At 53.1% G+C, this 18,235-nt stretch carries 14 protein-coding genes; 3 read left to right on the top strand and 11 right to left on the bottom strand.

Annotated features, from left to right (window positions below):
• Window positions 1-6: 6 nt before the first annotated feature.
• From AC3RCI_RS27000 to AC3RCI_RS27010, 3 genes are all read left to right on the top strand, one after another.
• Window positions 7-957, top strand: coding sequence for a TetR/AcrR family transcriptional regulator (locus AC3RCI_RS27000; protein ID WP_492527023.1), 951 nt, complete (start codon window positions 7-9; stop codon window positions 955-957).
• 45 nt (window positions 958-1,002) lie between these two features.
• A complete protein-coding gene (locus tag AC3RCI_RS27005; protein ID WP_492527024.1) occupies window positions 1,003-4,215 on the top strand; it encodes an efflux RND transporter permease subunit in 3,213 nt (1,070 codons plus the stop codon).
• A 400-nt stretch (window positions 4,216-4,615) separates the two neighbouring features.
• Entirely contained in the window at window positions 4,616-6,292 is a 1,677-nt protein-coding gene (locus AC3RCI_RS27010; RefSeq protein ID WP_492527025.1) for a PucR family transcriptional regulator, read from the top strand.
• A gap of 12 nt (window positions 6,293-6,304) precedes the next feature.
• On the opposite strand, the gene AC3RCI_RS27015 is transcribed toward AC3RCI_RS27010, so the two are convergent.
• The 11 genes from AC3RCI_RS27015 to AC3RCI_RS27065 all read right to left on the bottom strand — a co-directional run bounded on the left by AC3RCI_RS27015 (window position 6,305) and on the right by AC3RCI_RS27065 (window position 18,210).
• Entirely contained in the window at window positions 6,305-6,532 is a 228-nt protein-coding gene (locus AC3RCI_RS27015) for a hypothetical protein (protein WP_336782189.1), read from the bottom strand.
• A 5-nt stretch (window positions 6,533-6,537) separates the two neighbouring features.
• Window positions 6,538-7,977, bottom strand: coding sequence for a dihydropyrimidinase (hydA, locus tag AC3RCI_RS27020; protein WP_492527026.1), 1,440 nt, complete (start codon window positions 7,975-7,977; stop codon window positions 6,538-6,540).
• The gene (gene preA / locus AC3RCI_RS27025) at window positions 7,974-9,269 is read right to left on the bottom strand and encodes an NAD-dependent dihydropyrimidine dehydrogenase subunit PreA (protein ID WP_492527027.1); all 1,296 of its coding nucleotides are present in this window, start codon (window positions 9,267-9,269) and stop codon (window positions 7,974-7,976) included. The genes hydA and preA overlap by 4 nt, the downstream gene beginning before the upstream one ends.
• A 92-nt stretch (window positions 9,270-9,361) precedes the next feature.
• Window positions 9,362-10,732, bottom strand: coding sequence for an NAD(P)-dependent oxidoreductase (locus tag AC3RCI_RS27030; protein WP_127537275.1), 1,371 nt, complete (start codon window positions 10,730-10,732; stop codon window positions 9,362-9,364).
• 69 nt (window positions 10,733-10,801) lie between these two features.
• Window positions 10,802-11,683 (bottom strand): nitrilase-related carbon-nitrogen hydrolase, encoded by an 882-nt coding sequence (locus tag AC3RCI_RS27035; protein ID WP_492527028.1) that lies wholly within the window; start codon window positions 11,681-11,683, stop codon window positions 10,802-10,804.
• Window positions 11,684-11,775: 92 nt separating this feature from the next.
• The gene (locus AC3RCI_RS27040) at window positions 11,776-13,056 is read right to left on the bottom strand and encodes a M20 family metallo-hydrolase (RefSeq protein ID WP_492527029.1); all 1,281 of its coding nucleotides are present in this window, start codon (window positions 13,054-13,056) and stop codon (window positions 11,776-11,778) included.
• 75 nt (window positions 13,057-13,131) lie between these two features.
• The gene (locus tag AC3RCI_RS27045; protein WP_492527030.1) at window positions 13,132-14,505 is read right to left on the bottom strand and encodes an aspartate aminotransferase family protein; all 1,374 of its coding nucleotides are present in this window, start codon (window positions 14,503-14,505) and stop codon (window positions 13,132-13,134) included.
• A gap of 22 nt (window positions 14,506-14,527) precedes the next feature.
• The gene (locus tag AC3RCI_RS27050) at window positions 14,528-15,589 is read right to left on the bottom strand and encodes an ABC transporter substrate-binding protein (protein WP_336782196.1); all 1,062 of its coding nucleotides are present in this window, start codon (window positions 15,587-15,589) and stop codon (window positions 14,528-14,530) included.
• A gap of 80 nt (window positions 15,590-15,669) precedes the next feature.
• Window positions 15,670-16,605 carry an ABC transporter permease gene (locus AC3RCI_RS27055; protein WP_492527031.1) on the bottom strand — a complete coding sequence of 312 codons (936 nt, stop codon included), beginning with the start codon at window positions 16,603-16,605 and terminating at the stop codon, window positions 15,670-15,672.
• Window positions 16,602-17,414: an ABC transporter permease gene (locus AC3RCI_RS27060; RefSeq protein ID WP_492527032.1), complete on the bottom strand. Its 813-nt coding sequence runs from the start codon at window positions 17,412-17,414 to the stop codon at window positions 16,602-16,604. The genes AC3RCI_RS27055 and AC3RCI_RS27060 overlap by 4 nt, the downstream gene beginning before the upstream one ends.
• Window positions 17,395-18,210, bottom strand: a complete 816-nt coding sequence (locus AC3RCI_RS27065; protein WP_492527033.1) for an ABC transporter ATP-binding protein — start codon at window positions 18,208-18,210, stop codon at window positions 17,395-17,397. The genes AC3RCI_RS27060 and AC3RCI_RS27065 overlap by 20 nt, the downstream gene beginning before the upstream one ends.
• Window positions 18,211-18,235 lie beyond the last annotated feature (25 nt).

Below are 18,235 nucleotides of genomic sequence, written 5' to 3' on the forward strand. Positions count from 1 at the left end.
TCGTTAATGAACCCAATTCATGAAATGAATGAGAAGAAAAAACTCATTATAACGACAGCTCTCAAGCTGTTTTCTGCCAAAGGCAGTGCTGCAACGTCCATGCAGGAGATTGCGGAGCTGTGCGGCATGTCCAAGGGAAGCCTCTACCTGATTTTCAAATCCAAAGAGGAATTGGAAGCCAGTACGATGGAGTACTGCATCTATACCCTGCTGGATGAAATGTCACAGATTGAACATGAGGCTGGCCTCACATCACGAGAACGTCTGCACAAGCAGATCGAGACGCTGCTGCTTCATGTATCCGAATTAAAAGAATTCCTTCGGGTGCAGCTGCGCAGCATGATGATGGATGATGAGCAGCAGCATCCCGGCAGAAAATGCGACCCGCATCACAGGGATATGGAGATTCGAACCCTGCACTGGTTCAAGGATAAGCTGGAGGATCTGTACGGTCCCGAGATTGAGCCGTATACAGTGGATCTTATTTTGCTGACGCACGGACTTTTCCTGTCCTACATCAAGATCTGGTTTACGGAGATGCCTTCCCTTACCGTATCCAAAATGGCATCGAATCTGCTGCAAACGATGGATTATGCAGCGTACGGTTTGCTGGATCAGCGACCTGAGCCTTTGATTAGCTTGGAAAACTGGCCGGCATGGACCAGCGAATCCAAAACGGATTCCACCATGATGCGTCACCCCATTCACATCATCAAACAGATGCAGGATATCGTAACTACCGATCTGTCCGCAGGACAATCCCGAAACGATGCGTTAGAAACCATCGCCATTCTCAAGCAGGAAATGATGGAATTCACGCCGCGCCGGGCTATTATCCTGGGCATGATGCACAACCTGGAGAACATTCCAGCCATCGAATCTTTGCACTCCGAGCTTCAGCATATTCTGGATGCCATGTATAGCCGGTTCATCCAGGCTGACTCGTCAAACCAATAGAAACAAATAGAAACAGGGAGAACAGAGAGGAGAAGAGACCATCGTATGAAAGGAATCATTAATTTTTCACTGAACAACAAGTTCGCGATCTGGATCCTGACCATTATCATTTCCTTCGCTGGTTTGTACAGCGGACTGACGATGAAACAGGAAACCATCCCGAACATCAATGTGCCATTCCTAAGTGTCACGGCGATTGATCCCGGAGCGGCTCCAGAAGGTATCGTAGAAGATGTGACCAAGCCGCTGGAGCAGACTCTGCGCAATGTGGAGGGAATCAAGACACTCACATCCACATCCATGGAGAACGCTGCTTCCATTACACTCGAATTTGATTACGGAACAGATCTGACCAATGCTACTGCAGCTGTTCGCGAGGCGCTAAATGAGGTGCAGCTTCCGGACGGTGTACAGAAACCGACCATTTCCAAATTCAGCATCAATTCATTTCCGGTTGTCTCACTGAGCTTGTCCGATAAGGACGGCGGAGATCTGGAGCAGTTGACCAGACTCGTTGAATCCGATATTCAGCCTGCACTCGAAGATATCGACGGTGTAGCCCAAGTACAGGTTTCCGGTCAGTATGTCAAGGAAGTCCAATTGAAGTTCAACCAGGACAAAATGAATGAACTCGGCCTCACAGAAGATACCGTTAACGGCATCGTTCAAGGTTCCTCTGTCCGCGTTCCACTCGGATTGTTCGAACTGGACGAAGCACAAAAAGCCGTTGTGGTTGATGGTAATATCATTGACCTCGATGACCTGAAGAACCTTGCCATTCCTGTGGTGCCTAGCGGCGCAGGTGCTGCAGCAGATCCATCTGCTCAAGCAGGTGGTGCTGCAGGCCAAGCAACAGCTCCGGATGCCGCACAGGGGTCAACCCCGTCTGCCGCACCATCCGTGGGTGGAAATGCAAGTGCAGGCAGTGCTTCCGGTGCTGCCAATGCAGCAGGAATTCCTACGGTGAAATTAAGTGAGATCGCGAACATTGAGGTTATCGGTCAGGCCGAATCCATTTCACGGACAGATGGCATGGAGTCCATTGGTATCTCCATTGTGAAATCCAATGACGCCAATACCGTAGATGTCGTGAATGCCGTTAAAGACAAAGCGGAAGAATTGCAGTCGCAATTCAAAAACGCCCAACTGACGGTATTGCTTGACCAAGGTAAGCCGATTCAGGATTCCGTCAATACGATGCTTGGCAAAGCGGTCTTTGGTGCCCTGTTTGCCATCCTGATTATCCTGTTGTTCCTGCGTAATATTCGTTCAACCATTATCTCGATTATCTCGATCCCGCTCTCCTTGCTTATGGCATTGACTGCGCTTCTACTCATGGACATTACACTGAACATGATGACGCTGGGTGCCATGACCGTTGCCATCGGACGGGTCGTGGATGACTCCATCGTTGTTATCGAGAACATCTATCGCAGATTGACCCTGAAGGGAGAGAAACTGAAAGGCCGTGATCTGATCCGGGAAGCAACCCGTGAAATGTTCATTCCGATCCTCTCTTCCACGATTGTAACCATCGCCGTGTTCCTGCCACTGGCACTGGTTAGCGGTATGGTAGGCGAACTCTTCATGCCATTTGCATTAACCATGGTATTTGCGCTGCTGGCATCCTTGCTCGTGGCGATCACCATCGTTCCGATGCTGGCTCATACCCTGTTCCGCAAAGGCCTGAAGAACAAGCAAAATCATGAGGAAAAACCAGGTAAGATGGCTGAAGGTTACAAACGCCTGCTGAACTGGACACTTTCGCACAAAATCATTACCGTCGGCATCGCCGTGGTCTTGCTCGTCGGCAGTCTGTTCCTGTATCCGTTCATTGGTGCAAGCTTCTTGCCAGAACAGCAGGACAAATATGTGACGATCACATACAGTCCGGAAACCGGCTCCCTGCGTGAAGACGTTGAAAAAGAAGCACTTGCTGCTGAAAAATATTTGCTGAAGCAGCCTGGCCTGGAGAAAATGCAGTATTCCATCGGCGGCAGCAATCCACTGAGCAGCATGGGTGGAGGAAGCTCGAACTCGGCACTCTTCTATATCGAATACAATGAAGATACAAAAGACTTCAGCCAAGTGAAGGAACAGCTTGTAGAAGGTTTGCGTAAAGAGGTTCCCGTAGGTACCTGGAGTGAGCTGGATATGTCCGGCGGTCTGGGAGGCAGCAGCCTGAGCATCTCCATCTACGGCGACAATGTGGAACAGCTCAAGCCTGTCACGGATGAAGTGTTCAAGCTGGTTGAAGCAGATACCGAAAACTTCGAAAAAGCAGACACCACACTCTCTGACACGTATGGTCAATATACCCTCGTCGCAGATCAGGAAAAGCTGAGCTCTCTCGGTCTGACTGCAGGCCAATTGGCTATGGCCCTGAGCCCTGCACAGGAACGCCCGGTACTGACGGAAGTGGATATTGATAACAAAACCTATAAAGTGTATGTCGAGACAGATAAAAAGACATTCGACAGCATCACTGACATTGAAAATGAGACAGTGACTTCTCCACTCGGCATCCAAGTACCGATCAAGGATGTTGCAAACGTTGAAGAAGGCACTTCTCCAAACTCGATCATGCGCATTGACGGTAAGGTCGTAGCACAAGTTTCGGCTACCATCCTGGCTTCCGATGTGCAGAAGGCTTCACAAACCCTGCAGGATAACATCGACAAGCTGGACCTGCCTGATGGCGTTGAGGTGAAATTTGGCGGTACAACCGAGCAAATCAATGACACCTTTACCCAACTGGGTCTTGCCATGCTGGCAGCCATCGCCATTGTATACTTTGTACTTGTTGTTACATTTGGCGGCGGACTCGCTCCATTCGCCATCCTGTTCTCCCTGCCGTTTACCGTTATTGGTATCATGGTAGGTCTGTTCCTGGCTGGCGGCACCATTGACGTCTCTGCCATGATGGGTGGACTGATGCTGATCGGGATCGTAGTCACCAATGCCATCGTCCTGATCGACCGTGTCATTCACATGGAGAAAGACGGCATGTCTACGCGTGAAGCCTTGCTTGAAGCAGGTGCAACACGTCTGCGTCCAATCCTGATGACTGCACTTGCAACGATCGGCGCCTTGCTGCCACTCGTTACAGGACTGGAAGAAAGTGCGGGAATCATCTCGAAAGGCCTGGGTATTACCGTTATCGGCGGTCTGATCAGCTCTACACTGCTCACCCTGGTTATTGTGCCGATCGTGTATGAATTCCTGATGAAATTCAAGAAGAAAAGAATCGAAGATTAAGCTGCTCAATTGAACTTCGGTCCATAAAGAGCAATACGGAAATATAATAAACCTCCTGGTTCTCCATTGGAATGCTGTCCATTTCAATGAGATCAGGAGGTCTTTTTGTTTGACCATTATGGGGCTCCATCCCTGAATGTCAGGTAAAACGACACCAATCTGAACCTGGATTATTCCAGATTACAAAAAAAGGAGACTACTTTGTGATATAAAACAAATCAGCGTTAGATTTCAGCCCATCATCGGTAAACAGACTTATAATATAGCTTAATTATGTAAGTTAACGGATTTTAGACAGGTCATCCAGCTCGTACATCACAACATAACAGACGCTCTTCAGAAACCTGCATCATGAGGCAGGATTGCAATCGGCATGCAATTGGGGAAGGACGGTGGTTGTATGGGGGAAACGACGCTCCAACTTCAGATGAGAGACATGTTGAAACGGCCTGTATTTCGCAAGGCAGAGGTATTGGCCAGTGAACGGGCACTGGAGAGGTATGTCCGTTGGGTCCATATTATGGAGGTACCGGATGTGGGCGATCTGTTAAACGGAGGAGAACTGGTACTGACTACCGGCATCGGCTGGCAGGCTGATGAGCAGCAAGGTTTGTCTTTCCTGCGGCAGTTAATTGCCCGTGGTGCGGCTGGACTCTGTATCGAACTGGGGATTCACACCAAGTCCCAACTTGGAGCGATGAAAGAAATCGCAGCAGCAGATGACTTTCCACTGATCTGGTTCCATGAACAAGTCCGCTATATTGATATTACACAGGACCTGCACTTCGCCCTGATTCGCAGTCATCAGCGGATGCTCGCCGAACTCGACAATCTGACTACCTCGTTCAACCAGCTCCTGCTAAACGGAGACGGCGTACAGCCGCTGCTTCGCTTGTTATCACGCACAACCGGCTGCCCGGTTGCATTATACCCACTCGAGGGGGAAGCCAGTGCTGTTCCTTATTGTCCGCCAGAGCAATTGGAGAACCGGAGAATGGCTTGGTTAACCCAGCGCAACCATTCACCTGAGTCAGGACAATCAAGCCATTCCCATCGTTTGGAGCAACCTATGGATGCCTATACCCTGCCTGTTCAGGCGCTCGATTACACCTTCGCGGACCTGGTACTCTTTTTGGAGAAACTTCCCGAACAGGAGCCTGAGTCACTGCGTCACAAACCTACTGATGAATTTGTCGTTCAGGCACTGGAGCGCTGTGCAGCCGCTATTGCACAGGACTGGATGCGAACCAAATACATGGAGGAGAAACGTCGTTACAAGGAAGACATGTGGGTCATCGACTGGCTGAACGGACATCACACGGCCAAGGAAATTCAAGAGTACCTGTCCGCCAGCCCCCTGCTTGCTGCAAGCAAAGGCACCGTCGTTTTGTTTGACAGTAATCCGAATTATACCGACAGCCTCAAGCTGCAGAAGCTGCTTATACAGCGCAATATCGTCGCCCGCTCAGTATTCTCCAGGGAAGGGTTCTCCCTGTTCAGCACGGTATTGAATCATCAGATCATCCTGATCATCCTCGATCCTCAGCCAGGTCCTCAGCGCAAAAGCCATCTCTGGCGCTGCATAGAGCAGCTCCAGCACCACGAAACGGACCAGACCCACCGTCTGTTCTCCGGTCTGCTGGGTATTGGTCACAGCTGTGCCGATTTGTCACGACTCAAGGACAGCCTGGATACGGCCAAGGAAACGCTGCGCATTCAAAAGGATACCGGACCCATGCAGCAGCCGTTTTACAGCAATCTCCATGGTTACCGTATCATTGCCGGGATGAAGCAGAGCGGTAATCTGGAGGATTTTATTGAGGAATACCTCGGCCCAGTCATCCGGCATGATGCAGAGAAGGGCGGCCAGCTGCTGCGCACACTCAAGCAATATTTTGTTCTGTGCTGCTCCAAACAGGAGACCGCTACTGCCCTATTCATTGTCAGACAGACCCTCTATCACCGGCTGGACAAAATCGAAGCTTTACTCGGAGAAGACTATATCCTCCCCGAGAAACGCGTCGCCATCGAACTCGCCATCTACGCTTATGAATACGTTCATGGCCCAATTGCATAGATGGCAAGAGGACTATGCCCCCCGCTGTTCCTGAAGCTGCCGGATCAGAAAGTGGACGAACCACTTTCGTCCGGACGCTGTACCCACATGCTGCTCTTTCATTTCGCCAGGATGATCGGGATGTTCCCATACGACACTGGCACCCTCCAGATGCTCTTGAACCGAATAGATTCGATATCCCAGCGTAACCATTCGTTCGATTGCCACTTTCTCCGCTTCAAATGCTTCATTCTCCAGCATTCGCCTCAACCTCCCGTCACTGTCGCAACCGCCTGCCGCCCAGGCATCGGGGCACCTGCATCGTATTTGGCACGCTTCACATACTGGCCCGATCCTGCCGCACCTGCAAACTGACGATCCTTAATGACATAATCCCCCCGGCACAGCACGGTAACGGGACATCCCTGAACCTGCATGCCTTCGAAGGCGCTATAATCCACATTCATATGATGTGTACTCGCCGATATCTCCCTGGAAATGGAAGGATCGAAAATAACGATATCCGCATCGGTACCAACTGCAAGCGTTCCTTTCTGCGGAAACATCCCAAACAGCTTGCTCGCCCGGGTAGAACACAGATCTACCCATTGATTCAATGAAATGCGTCCCTTGGCAACTCCCTCCGAATATAAAATGCTAAGCCGGTCCTCAATGACAGGCCCACCATTAGGTATTTTGCTAAAGTCATTCTTTCCCAGATCCTTCTGCCCCTTGAAATTAAAGGAGCAGTGATCGGACCCAATCGTCTGCAACTGGCCGCTCTTCAGTGCATTCCACAACACCTCCTGATGGGAGGCTTCCCGCAGTGGCGGGGACCAGACATACTTCGCCCCTTCAAAATCAGGCTGATCCATGATGGACTGATCCAGCGTCAGATACTGCGGACATGTCTCGCCCCAAATCCGGTAGCCCATGTCGCGCATGCGTGCAATCTGCTCCACAGCTTCGGCACACGTCACATGCACAACATACAGCTGCGAATCCGCAAGGGCAGCCAGACGTGCAGCGCGTCCTGTCGCCTCTCCTTCCAAGATGGAAGGCCGGGTAAGGGCATGATGGATCGGCTCGGTCCGCCCTTCAGCGAGCGCCTGCCGCACAAGCAGATCGATGACATCGCCGTTCTCCGCATGCACCATGACCAGTGCACCGTACTCCTTGGCCTTTTGCAGCGTCTGATAGAGGATGCCATCATCTGCCTGGAACTGGTTTTTATAGGCCATGAACACTTTGAAGGAAGACACCCCTTCTTCCTCAATGACCTGCGGCAGTTCCTCCAATACCTGGTCATTCATCTCTCCGATCATCAGATGAAACCCATAGTCGATGGCAGCCTTCCCCTTGGCCTTCGCATGCCATTCCTTCAGGGATTCGGTGAGCGGTTTGCCTTTCTGGGTCAGACAGAAATCAAGGATTGTCGTTGTTCCGCCAAACGCTGCAGCTGCGGTTCCCGTTGCAAAATCATCCGCGGTCACTGTCCCGCCAAAAGGCATATCCAGATGGGTATGCGGATCAATACCGCCGGGAATGACATAACAGCCGGAGGCATCCACGATCTCCGTTCGGTCATCCGCCACCATGCCCATGCCAATCTGCGTGATTTTCCCGTTCTCGATGAGTATATCTGCTTCAAATGTGTCCGCTGCCGTGACCAATACGCCATGTTGAATCAGTTTGCGCCCACTCATGATATCGCCTCCTTGGTTGATTGATCTCTAATCGATTGCAGCACAGCAATCGCAGATTGACGTTCATTCCAGGTTAATGGGGTCTGTTCCGGTGCTACCTCGACCATTTCAATAGCCCCGTCCACCGGACATACAATCGAGCATAGGTTGCATCCCACACAATCTTCCTCAACCACTTCCAGATAGGCGCCGGAAGGATCGGTCAGCATATCAATACACTGGTGCGATGTATCCTCACAAGCGATATGGCACTTGTTGCAGTTAATACAGACATCACGGTTGATGCGGGCGACCACTTTGTAGTTGAGATCCAGATTACCCCAGTCCGAGTATCGGGGGACCGTCTGGCCCACAAGTTCCGCCACACTGCTCAGGCCCTTCTCATCCAAATAATCATTCAGCCCGTCGATCATCTCCTCCACGATGCGAAAACCATGATGCATCGCTGCCGTGCACACTTGGACTCCTGTCGCTCCCATGAGCAGAAACTCCGCCGTATCCCGCCAATCGGATATGCCGCCAATGCCCGAGATGGGCACGCCCACTTCCGGATGGCGGGCACATTCGGCCACCATGTTGAGGGCAATCGGCTTCACGGCTGGTCCGCAATAGCCGCCATGGGCCCCTTTGCCACCTACATGGGGCACGGTATTCCACGAATCCAGATCCACCCCTGCCAGAGAGTTAATGGTGTTGATAAGAGAAATGGCATCCGCACCGCCGCGCACTGCGGCCCGGGCCGTTGCCGTAATATCCGTAATATTCGGTGTCAGCTTCACGATCACGGGGGTCGTCGCGACTTCCTTCACCCACATCGTCTGCAGCTCAACCAGATCCGGCTGCTGACCGGAAGCCGCCCCCATGCCGCGTTCGGCCATCCCATGGGGACAGCCGAAGTTTAACTCCAGACCATCCACTCCGACTGCTTCTACCTTTTTGACAATCTCATGCCACTTCTCCCGCTTCGGCTCCACCATCAGTGAGGCAATGACCGCGCGATCCGGGAAGCGCTTCTTGGTTTCGGCAATCTCCCGCAGATTGACCTCCAGTGGACGATCGGAAATCAGCTCAATATTGTTGAAGCCTGCTACCCGCTGTCCGCCGAAATGTACAGCAGCAAAACGGGATGACGTGTTAATGATCGGTTCACCCAGCGTCTTCCACACCGCGCCTCCCCAGCCTGCCTCGAAGGCGCGCTGCACCTGATATCCCGTATTCGTCGGCGGAGCAGATGCCAGCCAAAATGGGTTGGGTGATCGAATACCTGCCAGATTTATCGATAAGTCAGCCATAACGATCCCTCCTTGGTGTTGTTTGCATATATGGTCTTGCTTTGCACTCGATGGCTTCATGGTCTGAACAGCATACGAAGCACAAGCTCACCTCAAGCCGTTTCCTCCACCTGTCCAGGCAATGCCTTCATCAGGGCAGCTGCAGCCAGCTTCCCCTGCTGGGCAGCCGAGACAACCATGGCCTCGCCTTGCCCCTGGCCGAAAATCACATCCCCTGCCGCATAGATCTGCGGATGAGACGTTCGGTAGGTCTGCTGCTCCACCTCAACAACGCCCCAGTGATGACGCAGACCGAAGGCTTCAATGAGAGGCAGCAGCCGGTTCTGTCCGATCGCCCGGACGACGGTGTCACATTCAATCATGAACTCCGTTCCTTCTTGGGGTACGGGTAATGCACGCCCGCCTCCTGGCGGCGTGACCAGCTCCATTTTCACACACTCCACAGCCCGGACTCGCCCATTCTCATCGCCAATAATGCGCTGCGGCATCGTAAACCACCTGAACTCTACCCCTTCCTGTTTCGCAAATGCATATTCAAACGCATAGGCTGTCATCTGACCCTCTCCGCGCCGATAGAGCATCTGTACACGTTCTGCTCCCAGACGTACCGAGCAGGTGGCTGCATCCACTGCCGTGTTGCCCGCACCTATGACGGCTACTCTCAGACCATTCAGCGCAGGCGGTACGCCCTGCTTCGTGGATTCCACCAGTTCAATGGCATCGTACACCCCTTCCAAGGTCTCTCCTTCGATCCCAAGCATCGGAACGGAACCCATACCACAAGCCAGAATGACAGCTTCATGCTGTTCCAACAGTTGTGCAGGAGACAGATCCACGCCTATACGTACGCCGTACCGGATGTGTACACCCAGCGCTTCAACCTGCTCTACTTCCCACAGGGACACTTCCTGCGGTAAACGAAAGGAGACGATCCCGTACGTATTTAATCCACCACCCTTGGGCTTCGCTTCATAGATCGTCACCTCATACCCTGCACGGCCAAGCTCTCTGGCTGCGGACAAACCGGCAGGCCCGGCGCCAACAACAGCGATGGAACGGCCATTGGAGGGGGCTGCCTGAAACAAAGGTTCATTGGCCTGCCGTGCCCAGTCCGTGGCATATCGCTGCAGATCACCGATGCGAATGGGCTTGGACGATTCGTTCAGTACACAGGCGCCTTCGCACAATTCCTCGGTTGGACAGACTCTTGCACAGCTGGCTCCTACCGGATTGGCATCCATAATGGTTCGGGCCGAGCCTTTCAGATGACCTGTCGAGATTTTCCGGATAAACGAAGGGATATTGATGTCCGTTGGGCACGCCTTGATGCAAGGTGCATCGTAACAGTACAGACAGCGGTTGGATTCCTCCATCGCTTCCTTGCCTGTCATGGCGGGTTTCATCTCGGCAAAACGGCTCTCCCATCCATAATCGGATAACGCTGCTCCCGTGCTGTTTATCATGAACATGCACCTCCTAGGGATTGAATTAGGGTCCGGGTCCTTTTTTGAATACAACCTTTCAAATGCCAGTTACAGGTTAACCAGATGCTCATACGTCTCAGGGCGCCGATCCCGGTAGAATTGCCACACATTGCGCACTTCATGGATGATCTCGGTATCCATCTCGCCGATGACAATCTCATCCTGATCCCTGCTGCCCATGGCAACCATTCGTCCGCGCGGGTCCACCAGATACGACTGACCATAAAATTCACCCATATTCCAAGGCGCCTCCACGCCTACCCGGTTAATGGCAGCTACGTAATAGCCGTTGGCAACGGCGTGGGCAGGCTGTTCCAATTTCCACAGATATTCCGATGTACCCGCCACCGTGGCTGACGGATTGAACACAATCTCCGCTCCAGCGAGTCCGAGCAGACGGGCTCCTTCCGGAAAGTGTCGATCGTAGCAGATGTACACGCCTACTCTGGCGTAAGCTGTATCAAATACCGGGTATCCGAGATTCCCGGGCCTGAAATAATATTTTTCCCAGAAGCCGTTCGTGCCCTCGCCTGCTTCCACATGCGGGATATGATGCTTGCGGTATTTGCCCAGATAGGAGCCATCAGCATCAATCACGGCAGCCGTATTGTAATACGAAGCAATGCCTTCCACCTCGTACACAGGCAAAATGATCACCACGCCCAGTTCCTTCGCAAGCGCCTGAAAACGCCTGGTTGTCGGTCCCTCCGGCACCCGTTCGGCAGATGCATACCATTTGGGATTTTGTTCGGTGCAAAAGTAGGGTCCATAGAAGACCTCCTGCAGTCCGATAATCTGTGCTCCTCGTGCTGCAGCCTCACGGACCAGGGTGATATGCTTCTGGATGGCAGCCTCCTTGTGCTCTTCAACCGGTGCCGATCCTTCCACTTCATGCGAAGCCTGAATCAGGCCTATATTGATTTTCCCCATACGCAAGTAACGCCTCCTTCTACCCAGATTAGGATGTATTAGAGATAAATCCGATCGTTTATCGGTTCCTTTTTCATATCAGAAAAGGTGAATCAGCCCTCCGATTCAATGTCAGCAGGCAGCAGACTACATATCTTCCGAATCGTGCGGTACAATACCTCCGTTCCCAGCGCAATGTCCTCCGGGGAGGAATACTCACTCGGATGATGGCTGATCCCATCCTTGCTGCGGACAAAAATCATGCCATAGTCACACACATAAGATAGCGCCAGCGCATCATGGAACGGACCACTCATAAGCTCCGGCAAGGACAAGCCCATCTCCTCTGCAGACGAGCGAATGGCTGCCTTGATTCGTTCCGCACAGTAGCGCGGTTCACTATTGGTATCTTCAGCCACAGAATAGGTAAGCCCATGCTGACTGCATACTTCAGCAAGCACATTCATCAGCCGGGCTTCAAGCTGGTTGCGGCGTTCCATCTCCATATCGCGCAAGTCCAAGGTGAAGCTGACTTCTTCAGGGATGATGTTGCGCGAGTCGGGGAACACCCTCAGACTGCCCACCGTACCAACCGTGGGGGCAGCCGGATCTGCTCTAACCATGTCGTCAAACGCTGCAATGACTCTGGCACTGCCTACGAGCGCATCATGACGCATGGCCATCGGTACCGAACCGGCATGCCCTGCCATGCCCTTGATCGTAACCGTGAGCCATAACGGACCGGAGATTCCCGTGACCAGTCCCACCGGGGCATCCAGCGATTCCAGCACAGGGCCCTGTTCGATGTGCAGCTCCAGATAGCTGCCGATGGAGCCAGGTGCATAGAATCCTTCAGTGAATTTCTCTACCGAGCATCCAAAGGCTTCCAGCGCCTCCCGGCGAGTCACCCCGTTCCTGTCCTGTCGCTCCAGTTCTCCCTCTTCCAACTGCCCGGTTATTCCCCGGGAGCCGAACAAGCCTTTGTTGAATCGGGAACCCTCTTCATCGCAAAAGGCTACGACCTCAATCGGCATCGGAGGCTGAAGGCCACTCTCCATCAGGCACTGCACAGCTTCCAGTGCACCAAGGACACCAATCGCACCATCATATCGACCGCCATAAGGCTGTGAATCAATATGCGAGCCGATCATCAAAATGGGCTGCGCAGGATCAGCACCTTCCAGGCGGCCAATCAGATTCCCGAATGGATCCAGACGGGTCAACAATCCGGCTTCTTCCATCCAGAGACGCACCTGGATAATGCCTTCCATATCTTCAGGGGTGAGGGCAAGCCGGCAAACGCCCGTCTCTCCGATTCGTCCAATACGGGACAATTGTTCAATTCGTTCTTCCAACCGAAGATGGTTAATGCCTATTCCGGTTGTGGTCTGCATCTTCCCTCGCCTCCACATGATTTATTTTTCAAACGAGTCATACGAGAGTCATTCCTGGAATTATCTATCCATCCACTATCCTGCCTCCACACTCCGCAGTGCCTTAAGCAAACTTTCCGCAATCAGCTCCAGCTCATCCTTCGTGGTGACAAAGGGTGGTGATATCGTCAAAATGTTGGCGAAACCGGGTACCGTGTCCCCGTTTTTACCGATAAGAATGCCGTCCTTCTTACAACTGGCCAGCACGTGCGCCACCTTCCCTGCATCAGCCGGGGAGCCGTCCGCTTCGATAAGCTCGATGCCGCAGGCGAAGCCAAACATTCGAACATCTCCGACCCCAGGCAGCTCCTGCAGCGGCTCCAGCTTCTCACGAAGGACTCGCCCCAGTTCATCCGCACGCTCCACCAGATTTTCACGCTCCAGGATTTCGATATTGGCCAGTGCTACCCGGCAGGAGACCGGATTGCCGCCGAAGGTGTTCACATGGCGAAAGTGAGCATCCGGTCCGGGTTCCCGGAACGTATCATACAGATCCGCTCGCACGGCTGTAGCCGATAATGGAGAGTACGCGCTGGTCATCCCCTTGGCCATGGTGACTATATCCGGCTGCACGCCGTAATTCTGGTGTCCGAACTTCTGTCCCGAACGACCGAACCCGCAGATCACTTCATCCACGATCAGCAGTACACCATAACGCTCACAGATCTCCTTCACTGTACGCATGTAGTCCGGAGGCGGGACAATCATGCCGCCCCCCGTAATCACCGGTTCCATGATCACCGCAGCCACGGTCTCGGGGCCTTCCCAGCGGATGACCTCTTCATAGATGGTTGCACATTCGAGTCCACACCCCTCCTTGTTCCGTCCAAAGGGACAGCGGTAGCAATACGGGGGTGGGACATGGGAGAAGCCCACGCCCAGCGGCTCGTACTTGATCTTGCGGGCAGCTTGCCCGGTCGCACCGAGTGCACCCATCGAGTTGCCATGATAAGCCCGGTGACGGGAGATGAACTTGTGTCTGGTTGGCTCACCATTCTGGTGATGAAACTGACGGGCTATTTTGAACGCCACCTCATTGGCATCCGATCCCGAATTGGAGAAAAAGATTCGATAGTCTCCCTCCAGCCATTCATTCAGCTTCTCTGCCAGCAAAATCGCCGGCTCGTGGCTCTGGGTCATCGGTACATAAGCGAGTGATTTCATCTGCTCATATGCGCTCTTCGCAATCTCCTCCCGTCCATGCCCCACATTCACGCACCATAACCCGGACATGGCATCCAGATAACGCGTTCCATCCTGATCCGTAATCCAGCTGCCTTCCCCGCTGACCGCAATCATTGGATGATCATTATGAGGCGAGATGTGATGCCACACATATTTGCGGTCCTTCTCCAGCCATTCTTCCTTGATACCGCCAAGCGGCTGAGGTTGCTGATCCACGGAGCTCATTCGCCATCCTCCTTCGACTGCCTTATTTCACCGCTTCTTCGTAAATGCTCTTCTCCAGCGCTTCATCCAGATTGGCTGCCTTCTTGATCAATCCATAATTCAGTGCAATATCTGCTGTACGGGCAAACGATTCATCCACAAAACTGCCCACCTGCTGCTCCGTAAAGCCTTCCGGACGAATCAGCTTCGCAATCTCCTCCAGCATCGTAACCTGATGTTCACGGGTTGTACTGCCATCGGTCACGTTGCTCATGACGATATCCACGGTTTCATCCTGGTTATCGATGGCATAGTTCCAGCCCTTCAGAATGGCACGTGTGACTTTAACGGCAAGATCGCGGTTGCCGTCGACCCAGTCCTTCTTCGCAATCAAGGTATCTTCCAGCATGCCTACGCCAGCATCCTCAATGTTGAACACATCCAGATCGGACTCCTGTACGCCGCTCTCCAGCACGACGTGATATTCGTTATATATGGTGGCTGTCGCGACATCCACCTGGTCATTGAAAAACTGATCCATCGTAAACCCCTGCTTCACCAGCTCAATATCCTTCTTCGGATCAAGTCCGTTCTTCTCCATAAAAGCGAGGACCTGGAACTGCTGGCTGCCGAACCATGTGCTTACCTTTTTACCTTTCATCTGGGCCGGATCAGTAATTCCTGCTGACTTCTTGGCGATCAGGCGATAGCTGCTCTTCTGTGAAATCTGGGCAAGGGAGACCAGCGGCAGACCATTGTCGCGGCTCACCAGCAGACTGTCTACCCCCGTGATGCCGACATCGGCTGCGCCGTTCACCACCTGCTGTTCAATGACGATATCCGGGCCACCCGGAATAATCTCTGCATCAATGCCTTCATCCTCAAAAAAACCTTGTTCCTTCGCGGCGTAAATTCCGGCGAACTGGGCCTGCGGAACCCATTTAAGCTGAATTTTCACTTTCGTTAAGGACTGCTCTGCGTCTCCTCCTGAACTTGCAGCAGCAGGTTCGGCAGACGGCTCCGTCTTCGCGGAACATGCGGCCAGCAAGGCAACCGCGAGCATCAGCACAACGACCATCAAACCCGATTTCAACGTTTTGTACATATACAAACAACCCCCTGTTTATATAAGAATTCAATCAGGTACTGCAGCGGATCTGTGGTGTTCCCGCACGATGGTGAGGGTTATGCGTTAGTGCGCACACGGTTCCATGGAATGAGCCGCTTCTCCGCCAGTACAACGGCCTCATAGAGCACGATGCCGAGAGCGGCAGCAATGACGATACAAGACCAGGCAAGCGGCATGTTGGCGAGCCGAATCTGATCCGACAGCAAATATCCAAGACCTTGGGAAGCGATAAAAAATTCGCCGACAATGGCACCGATAATACTGGTGGACATGTTGATCTTCAGTCCGGCAAAGAGGGACGGCATGGCGTGTGGCAAACGTAACTTCAGGAACACCTGCATACGGCTTGCAGCGAGTCCGTCCAGCAGTTCACCGTACTGCGGCTGTATGGAAGTGAGCCCTTTGAACAGACTGACTGCCATGGCTGCCATCGTAATGACGGCCACTACGGCAATCCGTGACCAGATGCCGTCCCCAAACCAGTTGTTCATGATGGGCGCCAGTGCAACAATCGGCACTGCGTTAAGAGCCGACATCACCGCGATCCCTGCCTTGCCGCTGATCGGGAAGAACGAGGCTCCTGCGGCTGCGACCGCCCCCATCAGGGAACCCAGCAGGAAACCTCCCAGCATTTCCGTTCCACTATATAGGGCATATCGGAAGAGCATTTCCGCATTATCCCGGATGGAAGCTGCAATGGCTGAAGGCACAGGAAGCTGATAACTTTCCAGGGAAAATAATTGATGAAACAACCGGAACTGCCACATCGCGAGAAAACATAGGCCGGCCAGCCAGGGGAGCAAATGCAGAACGACCCGTTTATTCCACGCAGTACCGACTGGCCGTTCCTGTTCTGCTTGTCCCTGCTGCCCCTGAATTTCCGATTCGGGGACGGAAGCAGCCATAGCTGAACCGGGCAGAGACGCAGAGCCGGACACCGCAGCTGTTCCATTCTCCTCCCGGCTGCGGTTTACCATTACCCCTTCGCTCATACCGCGTTCCCTCCCTTCGCTCTGAATTCGGGCTGCCAAGGCGTTAACCACCGTTCGGCCAGGCTGATGACCAGATACGAGATTAGGCCAATGCCAATGCTTAGCATGATCGTAGCCCAGAACATGCCGACTTGAGCACTGCCATAATACAAGGAACTGACCATCAAGACACCGAGTCCATCGGGTGCACCCATAAGTTCGACGACGATGGAAGAAGTGACGGCTAGCGGGGCAGCAATTTTCATGCCGGAGAACAGTCCTGGTAGGGATGAAGGCAGCAGGCATTTGATATATCTGGCCGGCAGCGAGGCTCCGCAGGAACGCATCAGCTCCAGATGCTCCGGTGCGGCGCTCTTTAACCCTTTTAACGTGTGAATGACAATGGGGAAGAATGTAACATAAGCCGCCATGACGATCCTGGCCCACCCGGCATGATGAATAATGCCGTACACGATCGGTGCGAGACCGATAATTGGGATCATCTGCGAGGAGACAACATAGGGAGATAATGTCCGTTCCAGCCAGACGGCCGCACTCATGAGAAGCGCCAGCATCAGCCCCAGCATTGCTCCTCCTGCGAATCCAATCGCTGCATTGCTGAACGTCACTGCCCCCTGCTCAGCGAGAGTGCCCGAGTAGCGAATCAGTGCAGCAAGAACGTCATGAAGGTAAGGCAGACGTGATGCAGCCTGCTGCGGTGACATCCACATGTGGAGAATCCAAGCTATACCCTCCCACAGCAGCAATAAGGATATAATCCAGATCACGATCCAGGATCGGTAATCCAGCTTAAGTGAGCGCAGGGACATGGGCCGGATCACGCTCCTCATGAAAACAATTGCGAATGGTGGTCAGCATGTGGTAGAAATCTTCGGTCTCTCTCAGTTCATTGGTTCGATTCGAAGGCAGCGCCACAGAGTGAATGGAATGTACTTGCCCGGGATGTGCCGAGAGGACAATAATGCGATCTGACAGAAATACGGCTTCGGGGATACTGTGCGTGACAAAGAGGAAGGTTTTGCCCGTGGACCGCTTGATCTCAAGCAGCTCCAGTTGAAGCTTCTCTTTCGTGAATTCATCCAGCGCGGAGAACGGCTCATCCATCAGCAGCAGCGGCGGATCCAGCGAGAGCGCACGGGCAATGGATACCCGCTGCTGCATGCCTCCACTGAGCTGCCAAGGATAGTGGTCCGCAAATCGGGTGAGCCCGACCATCTCAAGCAGCTCACTACTGATGCGGCGGCATTCTTTTTTGCTTGTGCCCAGGATCTCCAGCGGCAGCTCTACATTGTGACGTACCGTGCGCCAATCGAACAGGGCTGGCGTCTGGAATACGATACCGAATTGGCGCTGCAGGCGCGCCTTTTCAGGTTCCGAACCTGCAATGCGGACGCTGCCTGAAGTCGGCTGCAGCAGATCGGCGATGATCCTGAGCAATGTCGATTTGCCGCAGCCTGAGGGACCAAGCAGCGAGACGAATTCATTGGACTGGATATGGAACGTCACATCAGACAGTGCGGTGACCTGTTTGGTTCCAGTACCAAAAACGACGGATACATGATCAATTTCAATGTGGCGATTTTCGGGGACGTTCATGGATGACATGGGCATTCTCCTTTTCGCGGGGGAA

This window comes from Paenibacillus sp. MT124 (assembly GCF_058792755.1).